This is a genomic window from Lederbergia panacisoli (assembly GCF_024626525.1).
GTDB classification, from domain to species: domain Bacteria; phylum Bacillota; class Bacilli; order Bacillales; family Bacillaceae_C; genus Lederbergia; species Lederbergia panacisoli.
This window is the reverse complement of sequence record NZ_JANJGU010000013.1, coordinates 1-17212: the sequence shown is the minus strand read 5'-3', so window position 1 is coordinate 17212 and position 17212 is coordinate 1. Positions and strand designations below refer to the sequence as shown.

15 protein-coding genes are annotated in these 17212 nt (G+C 40.0%); 11 read left to right on the top strand and 4 right to left on the bottom strand.

The genetic code is table 11. From position 1 onward, the window contains the following. The first annotated feature begins 9 nt into the window (after positions 1-9). A complete protein-coding gene (locus NQ185_RS15410) occupies positions 10-1212 on the top strand; it encodes an enolase C-terminal domain-like protein (RefSeq protein ID WP_257582873.1) in 1203 nt (400 codons plus the stop codon). Between the two features lie 459 nt (positions 1213-1671). Then, on the top strand, positions 1672-2844 hold the full coding sequence (locus NQ185_RS15405; protein WP_257582872.1) for an MFS transporter: 1173 nt from the start codon (positions 1672-1674) through the stop codon (positions 2842-2844). Positions 2845-2932: 88 nt separating this feature from the next. On the opposite strand, the gene NQ185_RS15400 is transcribed toward NQ185_RS15405, so the two are convergent. After that, the gene (locus NQ185_RS15400; protein WP_257582871.1) at positions 2933-4303 is read right to left on the bottom strand and encodes an APC family permease; all 1371 of its coding nucleotides are present in this window, start codon (positions 4301-4303) and stop codon (positions 2933-2935) included. Between the two features lie 20 nt (positions 4304-4323). After that, complete coding sequence (locus tag NQ185_RS15395) at positions 4324-5226, bottom strand: acetamidase/formamidase family protein (protein ID WP_257582869.1); 903 nt, start codon at positions 5224-5226, stop codon at positions 4324-4326. Between the two features lie 275 nt (positions 5227-5501). On the opposite strand from NQ185_RS15395, the gene NQ185_RS15390 reads away from it, so the two are divergent. The 4 genes from NQ185_RS15390 to NQ185_RS15375 all read left to right on the top strand — a co-directional run bounded on the left by NQ185_RS15390 (position 5502) and on the right by NQ185_RS15375 (position 7590). Further along, complete coding sequence (locus NQ185_RS15390) at positions 5502-5918, top strand: VanZ family protein (RefSeq protein ID WP_257582868.1); 417 nt, start codon at positions 5502-5504, stop codon at positions 5916-5918. Next, the gene (locus NQ185_RS15385; RefSeq protein ID WP_257582866.1) at positions 5911-6372 is read left to right on the top strand and encodes a low molecular weight protein-tyrosine-phosphatase; all 462 of its coding nucleotides are present in this window, start codon (positions 5911-5913) and stop codon (positions 6370-6372) included. Before NQ185_RS15390 ends, NQ185_RS15385 begins: the two co-directional genes overlap by 8 nt. A 14-nt stretch (positions 6373-6386) precedes the next feature. Further along, entirely contained in the window at positions 6387-7334 is a 948-nt protein-coding gene (gene manA / locus NQ185_RS15380; RefSeq protein WP_257582865.1) for a mannose-6-phosphate isomerase, class I, read from the top strand. A gap of 151 nt (positions 7335-7485) precedes the next feature. Next, a complete protein-coding gene (locus NQ185_RS15375; protein WP_257582864.1) occupies positions 7486-7590 on the top strand; it encodes a YjcZ family sporulation protein in 105 nt (34 codons plus the stop codon). Positions 7591-7668: 78 nt separating this feature from the next. Here NQ185_RS15375 and NQ185_RS15370 read toward each other — a convergent pair whose 3' ends face one another. Further along, the gene (locus NQ185_RS15370) at positions 7669-8850 is read right to left on the bottom strand and encodes a M14 family metallopeptidase (RefSeq protein ID WP_257582863.1); all 1182 of its coding nucleotides are present in this window, start codon (positions 8848-8850) and stop codon (positions 7669-7671) included. A 91-nt stretch (positions 8851-8941) separates the two neighbouring features. Next, positions 8942-10153, bottom strand: a complete 1212-nt coding sequence (locus tag NQ185_RS15365; protein ID WP_257582862.1) for an ROK family transcriptional regulator — start codon at positions 10151-10153, stop codon at positions 8942-8944. Between the two features lie 147 nt (positions 10154-10300). On the opposite strand from NQ185_RS15365, the gene NQ185_RS15360 reads away from it, so the two are divergent. From NQ185_RS15360 to NQ185_RS15340, 5 genes are all read left to right on the top strand, one after another. Then, entirely contained in the window at positions 10301-11473 is a 1173-nt protein-coding gene (locus NQ185_RS15360) for a galactokinase (RefSeq protein WP_373370818.1), read from the top strand. Positions 11474-11485: 12 nt separating this feature from the next. Next, positions 11486-12475, top strand: a complete 990-nt coding sequence (gene galE / locus NQ185_RS15355) for a UDP-glucose 4-epimerase GalE (protein WP_257582861.1) — start codon at positions 11486-11488, stop codon at positions 12473-12475. 524 nt (positions 12476-12999) lie between these two features. After that, on the top strand, positions 13000-14526 hold the full coding sequence (gene galT, locus NQ185_RS15350; RefSeq protein WP_257582860.1) for a UDP-glucose--hexose-1-phosphate uridylyltransferase: 1527 nt from the start codon (positions 13000-13002) through the stop codon (positions 14524-14526). A gap of 95 nt (positions 14527-14621) precedes the next feature. Further along, on the top strand, positions 14622-15497 hold the full coding sequence (locus NQ185_RS15345) for an ROK family protein (RefSeq protein WP_257582859.1): 876 nt from the start codon (positions 14622-14624) through the stop codon (positions 15495-15497). Positions 15498-15711: 214 nt separating this feature from the next. Next, complete coding sequence (locus NQ185_RS15340; protein ID WP_257582858.1) at positions 15712-16974, top strand: ABC transporter substrate-binding protein; 1263 nt, start codon at positions 15712-15714, stop codon at positions 16972-16974. Positions 16975-17212: the final 238 nt, after the last annotated feature.

Below are 17212 nucleotides of genomic sequence, written 5' to 3'. Positions count from 1 at the left end.
GGGTAAATGATGTCATCAATTACAATTAGAGATGTGAAAACAATTCTAACGGCACCAGAAGGAATTAATTTAGTTGTTGTAAAAGTCGAAACATCTGAGCCTGGACTATACGGACTCGGTTGCGCTACTTTTACTCAAAGGTATTTAACTGTTAAGACTGCAGTAGATGAGTATTTAAAACCTTTTTTGCTTGGGAAAGACCCACTGCAAATTGAAGATATATGGCAATCAGCAATGGTAAGCTCTTATTGGCGCAACGGACCCGTTTTGAATAATGCACTTTCCGGAGTCGATATGGCCCTGTGGGATATAAAGGGCAAACTTGCCGGAATGCCCGTATACCAGCTATTAGGTGGAAAGTGCCGTGAAGCTGCTGCTGTATACAGGCATGCTGACGGAAGGGATGTCCAGGAACTCGTTGAGAACGTTCAATTTTTTAAAGAGCAAGGAGTTCGCTATATTCGCTGCCAATATGGTGGATACGGTGGGCAGAATCATAAGATACAATCCCCAGAAAATGCACAGCCTGGAGCCTACTATGATCCAGATGCATATGTACGTTCAGTCCCCAAAATGTTCGACTATGTAAGGGATAAGGTTGGATATGAGATAGAACTTATTCATGATGTTCATGAACGAGTTGCGCCTATCGAGGCGGTACGACTCGCCAAACAATTAGAGCCATATCGATTATTCTTCTTAGAAGACCCATTAGCGCCTGAGCAAATCGAATGGTTTCAAATGATACGCCAACAAAGCTCTACACCAATTGCAATGGGAGAGCTCTTTAACAATCCTAGAGAGTGGACTCCACTAATCGTGAATGGATTAATTGATTTCATTCGAGTCCATATTAGTCAAATTGGCGGACTGACTCCTGCAAAAAAACTAGCATCACTCTGTGAGGCTTTTAGTGTACGGACAGCATGGCATGGCCCTGGAGACGTATCACCAGTAGGGCATGCCGCCAACATCCATCTTGATGTAAACAGCCCTAATTTCGGTATTCAAGAGTGGTATGGCTTCTCAAATATTATTCAAGAAGTTTTTCCAGGGTGCCCGGAATTGCGAGATGGCTATGTCTATCCGAATGATCAACCTGGGTTTGGGATTGATATTGATGAAGAAAAAGCCGCTAAATACCCATGTTCAAACGAATTGCCAAGGTGGACATTAGCAAGAATACCGGATGGAACTTCTGTAAGGCCTTAAAAGAGATTAGTAGATTTTTATTAAACCAAATTTCCAAGATGCATGTATCCGAGACAGCATGTATTAAATTTCTAAAAAATTATATAATAAAGATTGCGAACTGTTTTTGAATTGCTTTATAATCCCCAATAATTAGGCACTATACAAACGATGACCACCAATGTATAGTATAACAGTAGCCATAACTGGCCAGTCCTCATATGCAGGGCTGGCTCATTTTAGTGAAGGCTATTTTCTTAAAGTTTGTTGTTTGTAAAAGCCCAAGAACTGGCTTTTACACCTAATAAGGAAGTTTTGCATTTCTTATTAAGCGTGTATCTCTTTTCTCATTTTAATATCATTTCTAAGGGTAAAATCTATTTCTTTTTATGTAGATTCGATCAAATAGCAACAATGTTTGGGAAAAGAGCCTTAGTGAAAAACTACACAGAAATTTACTTGAAAAGGAAGCACACTATTATGCTACGAAAAAATCCTCTCTTGTCTCTTAAAATGTTTTTGTTTTTTGGTGCGGCAATCAGTTCATTGGTCGTTAGTTTTTTGCCTTTATATTTTCAAAATAATGGGTTGTCAAAATCGGCAATCGGGATGTTTTTTGCGCTAGGAACAGCAGTCGGTCTTTTTGCTCAGCCTGTTTGGGGCTTTATGAGTGATAAATTTAAAACAGTAAAAAAAATCATCAATATAGTGTTAATTGGTATTTTAATAGGAATCTTTTTGATTTTCAAACTTAGCTCTCTTGTTTGGCTTTATGCGGCAGGCGCCTTATTTTTCTTCTTCTTTACTGCCTTAAACCCATTATCAGATAATTTAGCTAAGCGTGTTGCGGATGAATATAAAGTTTCATTTGGCTCGATTCGATCTTGGAGCTCCTTTGGTTTTGCAATTCTTTCGTTGGCTAGCGGGTTTTACTTTAATAAGATGGGAGTAGAATCACTTGCCCTTCCGATGATGACCGTTGCCGGAATTACCTTTTTGTTATCGATGACGCTGACGGATGCGAAATCTGGTGCGAAAAAAGTAAATTTAAAAGAAGTGGGTCAATTTTTCAAAAACAGAACGCTGCTTATTTTCTTTTTATTATGCTTTTTTATTTTCCTGACACATCGTGTGAATGATAGTTTCATTAGCTTATATTTATTTGAAATTGGCGGGAACGAGATGCTTGTTGGCTGGCTCTGGTTTATAGGCGTTCTTAGTGAGGCCATCCTTTTTATTACAAGTGCCATTTGGTTTCGGTCGGAAAGTCCCATTAAATACATGATCATAGCCGGTTTCCTTTTTACAATTAGGTGGATCATGATCGGATTTATTACAGACCCCACAGTCCTGCTTTCAATACAATTATTGCATGGAATTTGTTTTGCAATTATGTATATGGGCGCCATTGAATATTTATATAGAGCCCTTCCTGTCGAAATGCAGGCCACTGGACATATGGTGTTTATGGGAATTGCGTTTAGTATAACGAATATTATTGGTTCTTCCATTGGCGGCATTATCTTTGACGCTTTTAGTGGTTCGACTCTTTATTTTTTAATGGCCGGTAGTTCCTTTATTGGTACGGTAGGTTTTATCTTATTTTCTATTAAAGAAAAGTCTAGTAGAAAAGTAGAAATGGTACGAGGATAATAGAAAAGGTGCAGACCCGTTCGGGATCTGCACCTTTGTTTCATCCAGCGTAAGTGCCTGTTGATGAACAGACGCTTGTTCTTTGTAATTACAACTCTACCTTAGTATCCTTTTTACTAAATTTCAAATAAGCATAGTAAATTACTCCAATTCCAAGCCACATAAATCCAAGTTGCTTAGCGAGTATGTCCAGATTAAGCCAAACATAGCCAATTATCAGAAAACCAATAGCAGGCAACACTAAGTGACTGAAATAATTAGTACTTTTCTTCTTTCTAATATAGAAGTTAATAACAGAAATATGCAATATTAAGAAAGCAGAAAGTGCACCAAAGTTAACGATCGATGCAAGTTGTCCAATTTGTGCAGAGAAGAACATTGTTACAATAAATGAAATAACAGCAACAACAATCGTTGCGACAAATGGTGTTTTAAATTTAGGATGAACTTTTGATAACGCATGTGGAAGCTTGCGGTCACGAGCCATACTAAATAGAATACGAGAAATGGCTGCTTGTGCAACGAGTGCATCCGCAATACCCCAGGCTATAACTGTAGCAATGATGGTAGTCCATTTTAGCCAAGTACCACCGGCTAATTCTGCAATTTGATAGAATGCTGTATCAACATTTTCAAAAGTAGTAAAATCAGGCCAAATTAGTGCTGCTACCCAAGTTTGGATAATGAACATAACTCCGACTAAGAGCAACGCACCAATAATCGCATTACCAATTGCTTTTCGGCCGCCTTTGGATTCTTCGGCAAGTGTAGAAACAGCGTCAAAACCAAGGAAGCTTAGAACTGCAATCGAAACAGCACCCATGACTGTTGCCATTGAAAAATGTTCTTTATCATATAAAGGCTTAAACGTAAATTCTGCACCGTTCACATGCTGCGCGACGGCAATAATTCCTGCTACTACGAAAATAACTAATACTATAAGTTCAGCAATTAATATATATTTGTTCGTTTTTGCAGTAAATTCAATACCTAATACGTTAATAAATGTATTTATTCCAATGAATATGAGGAGCCAAACGATGATCGGCACTTCTGGAACAATATCTGCAAGTGCAGCCGCACTCACTAAATATAAAAGTGCAGGTACGAAAATATAATCCAGAAGGATGAGCCATCCTCCAAAAAATCCAGCTGTTTCATTAATCCCGTGCTGTGCATAAGCGTAAACAGAACCTGAATAAGGAATCGCTTCTGACATGCGCGCGTAGCTCAGCGCAGTAAAAATCATCCCAATCATCCCGATGACATATGCAAGGGCAACCATCCCTTTTGCTCCCGTTGCAACCTCACCATAAATACCGAATGGCGCAATTGGCACCATGAAGATCAAACCGTAAATCATTAAATCCCAAAAGGTTAATGCACGTTTCAGTTCCTGTTTATATGCAGGAGCTTTCCCATTTAAATCAGCCTCTTGGCTTAGTTTTTCTATTGCCACTCAAATTTCCCCCTAAACGATTAAAATAAGTCTATATTATAAGCATCTAAAAATGATTGTGGTACAAAGAATCTAGCTGTAAGAAGGGGATCTACGATTTGAGAAATCTGTGAATGCCCTATTGAGCTCATCAGCATAGTCATTTCCGCCACATCCATATCTGTGTATGGCATCAATAAATCAATCATCTCTTCAACAGCAAGCTTTGCAGCCTCATCTAGTGTTTCAGCACTTACCAAAATGCAAAGGCCATCCTTATTTTTTACAAGTGGATGTTTTATACTTTTTCCTTTTTTCACTTCAAGCGACAAATCAGCTTGTCCAGCAACTTCAATTCCTGAAACGCCAATTTCTCCGTCCCCCATTGCAGCATGCATATCACCAAGACCAAACAGAGCACCTTCGTGAAAAACAGGAAAATAGATTGTTGCACCTTCCGTAATTAAAACTGTGTCTAAGTTTCCGCCGTGATTTCCCGGTGTTCCACACGGTACAGCTTCATTTTCTGGAGCGACGCCAATCACACCAATCATTTTATTGAGTGGGATGCGGACTTTCTCGTTAAAAATAGCTTCGTCCCCTTCAAGCGGAATCATTTTGACTGTGAACTCATCAATCCTATGTCCCATAACTCCAAGGTTTTGCCCTGTAGCGAGCACACCAGGCCCCTTAATATCAAGACCATGAATTGTTACAGCAAGCACATCTCCAGGTTCAGCTGATTCCACATAAATAGGCCCAGTTGCTGGATTAATCCGTTCCCAATCGATTGCATTCATCGTTGTTTCGCTAGATGTAATTTGTCCTTCGAAACAATCATACGAATCAACCGTAATGCGACTTCCGGATGCAACAGTCGCAACAGGTGTATGTTCTTTGCTGAATGAATATATGGGAGTCCCTAAACCAACCGTTTGCGTCATCTTTCTACCATCCTTTCTGAATTGTATAAATATTCATGTCATAATGTTACGACATATTGCGAAGATTATAACATATTGAAAAATAAAAGTGAATGTTTTGTGAAGTTTTTCCTATTTTATTATTTTAATAGCAAGGTTTCTCAGGAAAAATGAAACAAAAATGGTTCAATTATACTATTTTTTTGAAAGTGTATAGGATATTCATATTTTTGTTGAGTGCATGCAATGGGGGAATTAGATATAATAATAGAAAACTATATTAAAAGGAACTTTTTATGAAAAAAAGATACTTTTGGCTAATTGCATCTATCGCTTGGTGCACGGCCATTTTTATTGCAACAGCTTCCCCTTCATCTACTGGGGGTCATACCCAATCAATACTAGCAAGGTTTTTTCATTTAACCTCAGGCGAGGCGCAAATGTGGAATGTAATTTTCCGTAAATTCGTTCATTTAGCCGCGTTTGGATTTCTTGCCATCCTATTTTACAATAGTTTACAAAAGAAACGATTTTGGATGGCTTGGATGTTGACGACTATATATGCAGCGACTGACGAACTGCACCAAGTGTTTATTCCCGAGAGAACGGGAGCCTTGCTTGATGTCGGGTTGGATTCTTTAGGAGCAATTGTTGCGCTCGTTGGAACGAAACTATTGTTAAAGGGAAAAGAGGGGAGAAAGATTCATGGTTAAAGTTTTGTTTGTCTGTCTAGGGAATATTTGCCGCTCTCCAATGGCGGAGGCAATATTTAGAGATATGGTTGAGAAATATTGCCTTGGCGGGGAGATTCTTATTGATTCTGCGGGGACAAGTTCGTGGCATGTCGGTGCTCGTCCACATAAGGGAACATTAAGGAAATTGGATGAATATCGCATTTCATCTGAAGGAATGTTCGGAAGGCAGTTTATAAAAAAGGATATAGAAGAATTTGATTACATCATTGGCATGGACGAAATGAATATTCGCGATATTTACGATATATGCGGCAAGCCCAAACATCCGAAGGTGATGAGATTGCTTGATTTGACAGATAAGAAAGCAGATGTTCCCGATCCTTATTATACGGGTGATTTTCAGGAAACGTATGATCTTTTGTTAGATGGCTGCCAAAGATTGTTAGAAAAAATAAAATCTGAAATGGAATAGGGAGGAAGAACATCATGAGCGAACCATTATTTTTAAAACCTGTTTTTCAGGAGCGGATTTGGGGAGGAACTGCATTAAAAGAGAAATTTGGCTATAATATTCCGAATGACTATACCGGAGAATGCTGGGCCATTTCAGCGCATTCAAATGGACCCTCTATTGTGAAAAATGGTCGATTTGCCGGCAAAACGTTAATCGAACTTTGGAGCGATCATCCCGAACTATTTGGAAATCAGGAATCGAAAGTTTTTCCTTTATTGACGAAAATTTTAGATGCGAATGCCGATCTGTCTGTTCAAGTGCATCCAAATGATGAATATGCGAATGAGCATGAAAATGGCGAGCTTGGTAAAACGGAATGCTGGTATATTATTGACTGCAAAGAAGGAGCGGAGTTGATCTACGGTCATACTGCTCGTACAAAAGAAGAATTTGTTTCCATGATAGAAAATAATGAGTGGGACAGGCTATTGAGCAAAGTAAAAATTAAACCTGGTGATTTCTTCTATGTACCAAGTGGCACAATCCATGCTCTTGGAGAAGGAACGTTAGTCTTGGAAACACAGCAAAGCTCCGACACTACATATAGGTTGTACGACTATGATCGCCCCGGACAGGATGGAAAACCACGGGAACTTCATATTGAAAAATCAATTGACGTGTCTACAATTCCTCACCGTGCTCCTGACTTTTCGCATGAAGTAAATTCAATTCCAGGAGCAGTCGTGACGACATTCGTTGAAGCTGAATTCTTTACTGTACAAAAATGGGACATTGACGGAACAGCAAAGTTTGAACAAAATCAACCATTCATGCTCTTAAGTGTACTCGAAGGAAACGCGGTCCTAACCGTGGCAGAAAAATCATACCCTGTAGAAAAAGGAGATCATTTCATCTTGCCTGCTGAAACAGAAACCTTTGAAATGAAAGGTAACGCAATGTTGATTGCGTCGTACATATAGAATTATTTGGTCGAAACAATTCTGAATTGTTTCTAAATTGTTTGAGTGCCTGGCACTCAAACAATTCGTGTCCCAGGCATTCCAAACGTCCACTCGAATTACAGTCCACTATCATATGATAAATCATCCTGTAATAAAGGTGGTGTAATGTATGAGTGGTGGCGGTTATGGAGCTGGAGGCTTCGCGTTAATTGTTGTCCTGTTTATTTTGTTAATTATTGTAGGGACGGCTTTTGTTGGCGGAGGTTATTATTAAGAGGTTTTTCAAGGGGATGGACTATTTGTCCGTCCTCTTTCCTTTCAAGAAAAAAGTCCTCCGATAGGGGAGGACCAGTTAGATCAATGCCCTGACCAACAATGGTTTTACGTGGGCATAAATCTCATCAAATTGAGAAATAGGGAGAGGGTTTTGGCCGAGTCCAAGCTCAATTGTAAATCCTGGCCTGCGAAACTCTTGGATGAACCAATCTTTATATCCGGCATAGCTATCCACATAACGAACCGCTGTATAACCGCTTAATCTTGCGAAATCATTGGCGAGCGTTTCCGATTCTGGGGGCTCCAGTCCTTCAAAGCCCCAATATATTTCTCTTCCTTGTGTGTGCAATGCTAGAAGGCGAGCAAAATTTTCATTCGTGACAAGCCCCGCCATCGCTTTTGTTTCCGGTTCAGATAATGGGGTAGGGCCTGGATAATCACGGGGACCCGGAACTTTAGGCTTTCGTTCTTTCTCGAATTCCCAATTTGCCGGAAACTGTTTATTTAAATCAACCCCTCGAATATTTGCCTTCCATCCTGAAAAGTCTGTACTCCCCCGATTCAACTGAATGACTTCATCGCGTTTTGGGGCAGGTGGGCCGTTTAAAACAAGACTGACGCCGTCTGGATTCACCATCGGAACAGCGGAAAGTTGGGATTGTTGATAGATGGATAACGCTGAAACACCGCTAATATTTTGACCATTCGTTAATGCCAGCAAATACTCATTTAAAAATTTCATTAAAATAGGCGATGTAATCCATTCATTTGCATGGAAAGAGGCATTCATTTGGATTTTGCGATTGTTTTTTCCAACCCGCAAATCATACAGAGGTAAATTGTCCACACTTTTTCCAGCTTCTCTTCGTCGCACGAAAGGATAGATGGTCAATAACTTTTCAATATCATTTTTCATTTTTTGAAAATCGTAATGATCCCTATCACTCATGGTTAGTGTCGTAACTCTTAAAGGAAGGCGAATTTTTTGCCCAAGCTGAAGTTGACTTGGATTTATATTTTGATTCATTAGCAATAATGCATCGATATTAAGATGGTGTGATTGCGCGATTTTCCAAAACGTATCACTCGAGCGAATGGTATAAGCTTGTTCAGTAAATCCAGGAATTTTTATCGGTTGCCCCACTTGGAGAGCATTCGGATTAATACCCGGATTGGAATCAACGATCAAAACTGTCGGAATGAAAAATAACTGGCTGTAATGCCAAAGTGTATCTCCTGACCGGACTCGTATCTCCATTTGCGTCCCTCCAAAAAACCTTTATCATTTTAGTAGTATGTGAAAAGCTAAGAAAGATGACAGAAGTGGAGCTTTGAATTCGATATTTAATTTATTCCGCAGCAGAATAATCCCCTTCAAAAATTTCGCCAAGAATTAAAGCACATGCCCCGATGGCTGTTCCATATGACCCTAGTTTGGAACAATAAATTGGAGTTGTTTTTGCCTGGCTTGTCAGTCCCCGTTGCAAAATGGTTTCCTTAATTTTAGGCAAAATAAAGGGACTCGCATTTGCCACTCCGCCTCCAATAATAATTTTTGCTGGATTCAATATGTGAATTAAATTTGTGAGTCCAATTCCAATGTATTCCCCTGTTTTTTCTAAAATTTTCTTTGAGAGTGCATCTCCTGCGATGGCTCCTTCAAATACAGTTTTCCCTTCAATTTTAGTTAAGTCGCCTTCAGCCATTTTAAAAAGAATACCATCTGAATGAAGTTCGAGCTGTTTTACAGCTATTTCCGCAATGGCGGGTCCGGAAATTAGAGTTTGCCAGCAGCCGATATTACCGCAAGAACAAGGATTTCCATTCAGGTCAATCGTCATATGGCCAATTTCCCCGGCCAAATCGTACTTTCCGTGAAAAATCCTTCCATTTAAAACGATTCCTGCACCAACACCATTTCCGATATTGACGGTTACAATGTTTTCATCCTTTTTTTCTTCCATAAACCAATATTCACCAAAAGCCATCGCCCTTACGTCATTGTCTATTTTAACCGGAACATCAAATTCTTCTTCAAGTGTCTTTTTTATCGGAATATCCCTTAAATGCAAGCCCGGTGCAAATAAACTTGTCCCCGTTTCCACATCAACGGCACCATGCATTCCAACTCCAATCCCGATCACTTCTTTTGCTTCATGTGTTGAAGTCAAATTGGAGATTGTTCCTTTTATGAGCGTCAACAAATCTTCATTAGAAATCGATGAAGGAATAGGCGTTTGCGTTTTATCGATTGCTTTTCCGGATAAATCAATAAGAATAGCACGAATCTTTTTCGCTCCAACGTCCAATCCTATAATATAGAAGCGTTCACTGTTGATGACTAATAATGTAGGCTTTCGACCGCCAACGGATTCACCTTGCTCACTTTCAATTACTAACTCTTTATCAATCAACTCAAGCACCAGGCTACTGACAGTCGGCGGAGTCAATTTTGTTTCTTTCGCAATTTGGGCACGAGAAATCGGTCCATCCGTACGGATTTTATTTAAAATAATGGTTCGATTCAAAGATTTCATCCATTGAAAGCTACCTTTTTTCATGAAAAAGCACTTCCTTAATATTGAAAATATTTGTTGCAAAACAATTATTCTTATAATACCATATAAGTAAATTAAATTAATTAACAAAGTCGTTTTTCATGCAAATTTTTTAAAAGTAGTTCATCATAAAATAAGAGGTGACATGTTATGGAAAACATGAAAGAATTGCGCGAAAAATTTACCGAAATCTTTGGGGAAGATGGGGAAATCAGAACTTTTTTTGCCCCTGGCAGGGTGAACTTAATTGGGGAGCATACAGATTATAATGGAGGCCATGTTTTTCCATGTGCACTAGATATCGGAACAACGTTATTGGCGCGAAAAAGAGATGATAACCTACTCCGTTTCTATTCAATGAATTTTCCTGATATTGGTGTGATTGAATCTCGCTTGGACAACCTTTTATATGAAGAAAAAGACGATTGGGCGAATTATCCAAAAGGTGTCCTAGATGTATTTCAAAAAGAAGGGATATCCCTTCCATTAGGAGTAGATTTACTTTTTTACGGGAATATCCCTAATGGGGCCGGCCTATCCTCATCTGCTTCCATTGAACTCGCAACAGGTGTGATGCTAAATGAATTGTTCGAATTAAAAATTGATCAAGTCCAGCTCGTTAAATATGCCCAAAAGGCCGAGAATGAATTTGTAGGCGTAAACTGCGGCATTATGGACCAATTTGCAAGCGGGATGGGCAAGGAAGGGCATGCGATTTTACTCGATTGCCAAACCTTGGAATATACATATAGCCCCCTGCAGTTATCAGATCATGTGCTCGTCATCGCCAATACAAACAAACGCAGGGGATTGGCTGACTCGAAATATAATGAGCGCCGCTCTGAATGTGAAAGAGCCCTCGCACAATTACAAACGGAACTTGATATTCAATCACTCGGCGATTTGACAGTGGATGAATTTGAAGCTCATAAGTATATCATTGAAAATGAAACCGACCGCAAACGTGCGAAACATGCCGTGTCTGAGAATGCACGTACTCTCGTTGCTGTTGAAAAGTTAAATGAGGGTGACCTCGAAGCATTCGGAAAATTAATGAATGCATCTCATTTATCCCTTATGAAAGACTATGAAGTGACAGGCGAAGAGTTGGATGCATTAGTGGAAGCCGCTTGGAACGAGGATGTATTAGGTGCAAGAATGACGGGTGCAGGCTTTGGGGGCTGTACGATTAATCTTGTTAATAAAGAAAAACTCGATGATTTTATAAAAAATGTCGGAGATGCTTACGAAGAAGCTACTGGCCTAAAAGCAGATTTCTACGTCGTGGGAATCGGTGACGGAGCGAGAGAAATAAAAAACTAAGGAGGAATTAGGATGGCAATTTTAGTTTGCGGTGGAGCGGGGTATATTGGAAGTCACGCGGTAGCGGAATTACTTGCCCGCGGAGAAAAGGTGGTCGTAATCGACAACTTGCAAAAGGGTCACTCAGCGGCACTCTCTGAAGGTGCAGTATTTTACGATGGCGATTTAAGGGACGAACCGTTTCTAGATCTTGTTTTTTCCGAAAATAACATCGATGCGATTATGCATTTTGCTGCCGATTCCTTAGTTGGAGAGAGTGTCCAAATACCGCTGCAATATTACGATAATAATGTTGGGGGAGCCATTTCTCTTGTAAAGGCAATGAACAAATACAATGTGAAAAATATTGTGTTTTCGTCAACAGCAGCGGTGTACGGGGAGCCTGAGGAAATTCCAATTCTTGAATCTTCCATAACGAATCCAACGAACCCGTATGGCGAAACGAAACTTGCGATTGAAAAAATGTTGAAATGGTGTGAAGGGGCTTATGGCATTCGTTACGTCGTACTTCGCTATTTTAATGTAGCAGGTGCACATATGAACGGGATTATCGGAGAAGATCATAATCCCGAAACACATTTAATTCCGATTATTTTAGAAGCGGCACTTGGAAAACGTGACGAAATTGCCATCTTTGGCGATGATTACGATACATCTGACGGTACATGCATCCGCGACTATATTCACGTCATGGATTTAGTCGATGCCCATATTTTAGCAATTGAAAAATTACGAAAAACCGAAACTAGCGGCACGTACAATTTAGGCAACGGAAACGGCTTCAGCGTGAAGGAAGTCATAGACGCATCTCGAAAAGTAACTGGAAGAGAAATCCCGGCAACCGTCGCACCAAGACGCGCAGGCGACCCTGCTAAACTCGTCGCATCGTCTGAAAAAGCTAAAAAAGAACTCGGCTGGAAGCCTAAGCACGATTCACTTGAATCCATGATTGAAAGTGCCTGGGCATGGTTCCAAAAACATCCGAATGGATACGTGGACTGATTTAAGTCCCGGGAGAGAAGTTTTTTGCAGCCATCCTCTTGCAGGTGGCCTTTACTCTTGTATGGTGTAGTTTTACTCTCGCATGGGGGCGCATTATCCCCGTATAGTGTAGGTTTGCTCTCGAATACGAGAGCAATACTCCCGTATGGTGGCAATACTCTCGTATGGTGAGGTTTTACTCCCGCATGGGGGCGCATTACTTACGTATAGTGAAGCTTTACTCTCGGATAAGCGAGCAATACTACCGTATGGTGGCATAACTCTTGTATGGTCGGGTTTTACTCTCGCATGTGAGGGATTTACTCCCGTATAGTGAATCTTTACTCTCGTATAAGCGAGCAATACTCCCGTATGGTGGCATAACTCTCGTATGGTCAGGTTTTACTCTCGCATGTGAGGGATTTACTCCCGTATGAAAAAGTCTTACTCTCGAATAAACGGATATTACTCCCGCATTGTATTTTTAGCCGTAAAAGCATTTCTCTCCATACGGAAGACATAGAAAAAACGAAAGGGGCGGCAACATGCATATATATAAATCTTTGGAAGAGCTGATTCAATATGGATTGAAAAAAAGACTGATTGAGACGTGGGATGTGGATTTTGTACGGAATGAACTGCTGGCCACGTTAGGTCTTGATGAGTGGAAATCCGTTGATGTGCAGACTCCGGATGACAATTCGCCCGCAAGGATTCTTGCATCTATTTTGGATTGGGCGGCGGAACACGGGAAGCTGCCTCATAATACGGTTACGTTTCGTGATTTGCTCGATACTGAATTGATGAGCAAGTTTATTGCTCGCCCGTCAACGGTCATTCGTACTTTTTATGACAGTTACAAATCAGAAGGAGCGGAGGCAGCGACGAGTTTCTTCTATCATTTAGCCCAGGATTCTCATTATATTCGAACAGATCGTGTCGTTAAAAACGAACATTGGTTTTCGCCGACTCCTTATGGGGATCTCGAAATTACGATCAATTTATCGAAACCGGAAAAAGATCCCGTTGCGATTGCTGCGAATAGAAATAAAAAGGAAGCTGCTACATATCCAAAATGTTTACTTTGTAAGGAGAATGTCGGATATGCAGGGAGAGTCGATCATCCTGCGCGGCAAAATCATCGAATTATTCCCGTTAACTTAAATGGTGAAGAATGGTTTCTGCAATATTCACCATATGTTTATTACAATGAGCATGCGATTGTTTTTTCAGGTGAGCATCGTCCGATGAAAATATCTAAAGCTGGTTTTGAACGACTGCTTGCTTTTGCTGAACAGTTTCCTCATTATTTCATCGGATCGAATGCCGATATTCCAATCGTCGGTGGATCCATATTGAGCCATGACCATTTCCAAGGCGGAAATCATATTTTTCCGATGGCGAAAGCGGAAATGGAAGAAACTTTTACATTTCCGGGATATGAAGAAATAGAAACGGGAATTGTGCGGTGGCCGATGTCTGTCATTCGCCTTCGCGGAAATGATCGCAGCCAAATTGCTGATCTAGCGGCCTATATTTTAAATTCGTGGAAATATTATAGTGATCCTAACGTCGAAATCCATGCAACAAGCGGGGCCGAACCTCATAATACGATTACTCCAATTGTTCGCAAAGTAAATGGAAAGTTCGAATTCGACCTCGTTTTAAGAAATAATAGAACGAGTGAGGAACATCCGCTCGGGATTTTTCATCCACATGATGAGGTCCACCATATTAAAAAAGAAAACATCGGCCTAATTGAAGTGATGGGACTTGCCGTTTTACCTGGAAGGTTAAAAGAGGAGCTCCAACTCGTAGGGGAATATCTACTTAAACCCGACTTTAAAACCCGACTTTATGAAGATGATATGACAAATAAACACGCTGATTGGGCTTGCAAAGTAATTGAAAGGCATCCACAATTAAACGAAACGAATGTTCACAATCTTTTACGCGCGGAAGTAGGGCATGTCTTTTCTACTGTCCTTGAACATGCTGGTGTTTTTAAAAGAACGCCCGAAGGTCAAACAGCATTTAAAAAGTTTTTCGACCACATGATAAAAAATTCTTAAGTCAGCCTCCGAGCTGACTTTTTCTATGAACAAGAGTCCCATCATATGGTAAACTGTAGTGGATAAGAAAATTATTGGGGATGGAGTGTTACGGTATGCTGGGAGCTATTGAAGCTGGCGGCACGAAGTTTGTTTGTGCTGTCGGGACAGAAGACGGAACAATCATTGAACGAGTTAAAATAGATACGTTAACGCCGGAAAAAACAATGCCGGAAGTGATCAGTTTTTTCAAAAAACATCATGTTAAAGCACTTGGAATCGGTTCATTCGGTCCGGTTGATATTGATAAAAACAGTCCTACATATGGAAATATAACTTCAACACCAAAACCAGGATGGGCTAATTTTCCTTTCCTCAAAACGATGGAAGAGGCGTTACATATACCGATTGAATTCAATACGGATGTGAATGTCGCTGCATTAGGCGAATTGACACATGGAGCTGCTCAAGGTCTGGACAGTTGCTTATACTTGACAGTCGGTACTGGAGTTGGAGCAGGAGCGGTTGTTCAAGGGAATTTGCTTCAAGGCCTTTCTCATCCTGAAATGGGGCATGTTTTAGTAAAAAGACATCCTGAAGATACATTCGAAGGATTTTGTCCATACCATAAAGACTGTTTAGAAGGAATGGCTGCAGGACCTGCTATTGAAAAGCGTTGGGGCAAAAAAGGTCATGAACTTCAACATCAACAAGAAGTTTGGGAAATGGAAGCATTTTATCTTGCCCAAGCACTGATGCAATACATATTAACAATCTCCCCGAAAAGAATCATTATGGGCGGCGGGGTCATGAAGCAAGCACAAATTTTTCCACTCGTTCGAAAACAGGTTCAAGAATTATTAAATGGGTACGTTCCGCTGCCGCAAATCACAGAACAAATTGATGAATATATCGTCCCGCCAGCACTTGGGGATGACGCGGGGATCACTGGAGCGCTGATGCTTGCGAAGCAGATTTTAGAAAAAGAATAATATACTTTGAACAAGCATTGTGTTATTCATGATGCTTGTTTTTATTTTGCCATTGTAGAAAAAAATCGCATAGTAAGTGAAATTAGCAATTGATGTGAGACTATGTCGAATATTCAAAATTATCAAAAAATAAATTGATTTTTGCTGATATATCTTCTATTATTCATGTAGGAGGTCAATGATAATTTAAAATAAAAAAAACGGGGTGCAGAGGATGACAAAGAAAAAAGTTTTTAGTTTTTTGGCAATCATTATGTTAGTGCTTTCAATGGTTGGATGTAGTAAATCTAGCTCCGGCGAAAAAAAGGATGGAAAAATCACACTTACTCTATGGTACTGGAATCGATCGATTGATGACGAAATGATTAAAAAGGTAAGCGAGGAGTTTCCGAACATAACAATTAAAGCTCAAAAAATTGATGGTTCGGAATATAAAACAAAACTTCAAACAGCTCTTACTTCAGGAACGGGTGCACCGGATATCGTTGGATTAAATGATTGGGTAACTGAGTTTCTTCCTAATCATGATAAGTTTGTGAATCTATTAGACTATGGCGCTGATAAAATAAAAGATCAATATTTAGAGTGGAAATGGAACTTTGGATTAACACCTGATCAAAAGAACTTAATCGCCCTTCCTATGGATACTGGGCCAACAGCTTTATTTTATCGTGAAGATTTCTTTGCAGAAGCTGGTTTGCCGACTGACCCCGAAGAAGTATCAAAGGAATTGGCAACATGGGATGATTATATCGAAGCTGGCGTAAAATTAGGGGCAGCTACGGATGCAAAAATGTTTGATACGATTAATAGGGTGTATAACCAGACTCTAAGTCAAAGTGATAAAAACTATTTTGACGAGAATGATAATTTCATAGGAGATAGTGGAACGGTTAAAGAAGCTTGGGATAGAGCTGTTACTGTCCATCAAAAAGGTTTAAGTGCAAACCTTGATGAATGGACACCAGAGTGGAATGCAGCAGTGAATAATGGTGAGGTTGCTTCCTTTATTGGGGCCGTATGGATGAAGAATATTTTGAGGGATGCAGCACCCGATACAGCTGGGAAATGGCGCATTGCAAAAGCGCCAGGTGGAGATGGAAACAATGGTGGGTCATTCATTGGAATATTAAAAAGTTCTAAGCATCCAGAAGAAGCCTATAAGGTTATCGAGTGGATGATGAATCCAGAAAACCAATTGCAGTCCTATACAACTATGGATTTATTCCCTTCCACACCAAGTATTTTTGAAGATGAAAAAATGAGCAGTCCAGAAGAATTCTTTGGTGGACAAGAAACAACTAAAGTATTTACTGAATCCGCAAAAAATGTAAAACCGAGATATTTTGGAGTTGATTTTTCAAGGGTTAACTCCATATTCTCAGAGGCATTGACGGATATAGCAAGACAAGGTGACGATCCAGTTAAGAAGTGGGATGAAGTACAAGACCAAGTTAAAAAAGAACTTTCTCGTTAATGGAATATTTCAGGGGAGCAGGTGGGGGATTCCCTCACCTGTAGTATTATTTCCCATATATATTTTTCTAGGGAAATGGTTTTAGGATATTTGCTAGCACCGGACTGTCAAGGTAGTGTCAAAAGTTCTATGAAAACTCAATAGATACTCAGTTCCCTTTCCAGTTATTAGTGGAATGACTCCGCAATCGCCCTTGACAAACACGCCAATGGTTTGAATTCAGGGTAACAAGGGCGAA

Bases quoted from the DNA above. Each gene is read 5' to 3' on its own strand.
- NQ185_RS15410 (WP_257582873.1), top strand. From the start codon at position 10: ATGTCATCAATTACAATTAGAGATGTGAAAACAATTCTAACGGCACCA.
- NQ185_RS15405 (WP_257582872.1), top strand. From the start codon at position 1,672: ATGCTACGAAAAAATCCTCTCTTGTCTCTTAAAATGTTTTTGTTTTTT.
- NQ185_RS15395 (WP_257582869.1), bottom strand. From the start codon at position 5,226: ATGACGCAAACGGTTGGTTTAGGGACTCCCATATATTCATTCAGCAAA.
- NQ185_RS15390 (WP_257582868.1), top strand. From the start codon at position 5,502: ATGAAAAAAAGATACTTTTGGCTAATTGCATCTATCGCTTGGTGCACG.
- NQ185_RS15385 (WP_257582866.1), top strand. From the start codon at position 5,911: ATGGTTAAAGTTTTGTTTGTCTGTCTAGGGAATATTTGCCGCTCTCCA.
- manA (WP_257582865.1), top strand. From the start codon at position 6,387: ATGAGCGAACCATTATTTTTAAAACCTGTTTTTCAGGAGCGGATTTGG.
- NQ185_RS15375 (WP_257582864.1), top strand. From the start codon at position 7,486: ATGAGTGGTGGCGGTTATGGAGCTGGAGGCTTCGCGTTAATTGTTGTC.
- NQ185_RS15370 (WP_257582863.1), bottom strand. From the start codon at position 8,850: ATGGAGATACGAGTCCGGTCAGGAGATACACTTTGGCATTACAGCCAG.
- NQ185_RS15365 (WP_257582862.1), bottom strand. From the start codon at position 10,153: ATGAAAAAAGGTAGCTTTCAATGGATGAAATCTTTGAATCGAACCATT.
- NQ185_RS15360 (WP_373370818.1), top strand. From the start codon at position 10,301: ATGGAAAACATGAAAGAATTGCGCGAAAAATTTACCGAAATCTTTGGG.
- galE (WP_257582861.1), top strand. From the start codon at position 11,486: ATGGCAATTTTAGTTTGCGGTGGAGCGGGGTATATTGGAAGTCACGCG.
- galT (WP_257582860.1), top strand. From the start codon at position 13,000: ATGCATATATATAAATCTTTGGAAGAGCTGATTCAATATGGATTGAAA.
- NQ185_RS15345 (WP_257582859.1), top strand. From the start codon at position 14,622: ATGCTGGGAGCTATTGAAGCTGGCGGCACGAAGTTTGTTTGTGCTGTC.
- NQ185_RS15340 (WP_257582858.1), top strand. From the start codon at position 15,712: ATGACAAAGAAAAAAGTTTTTAGTTTTTTGGCAATCATTATGTTAGTG.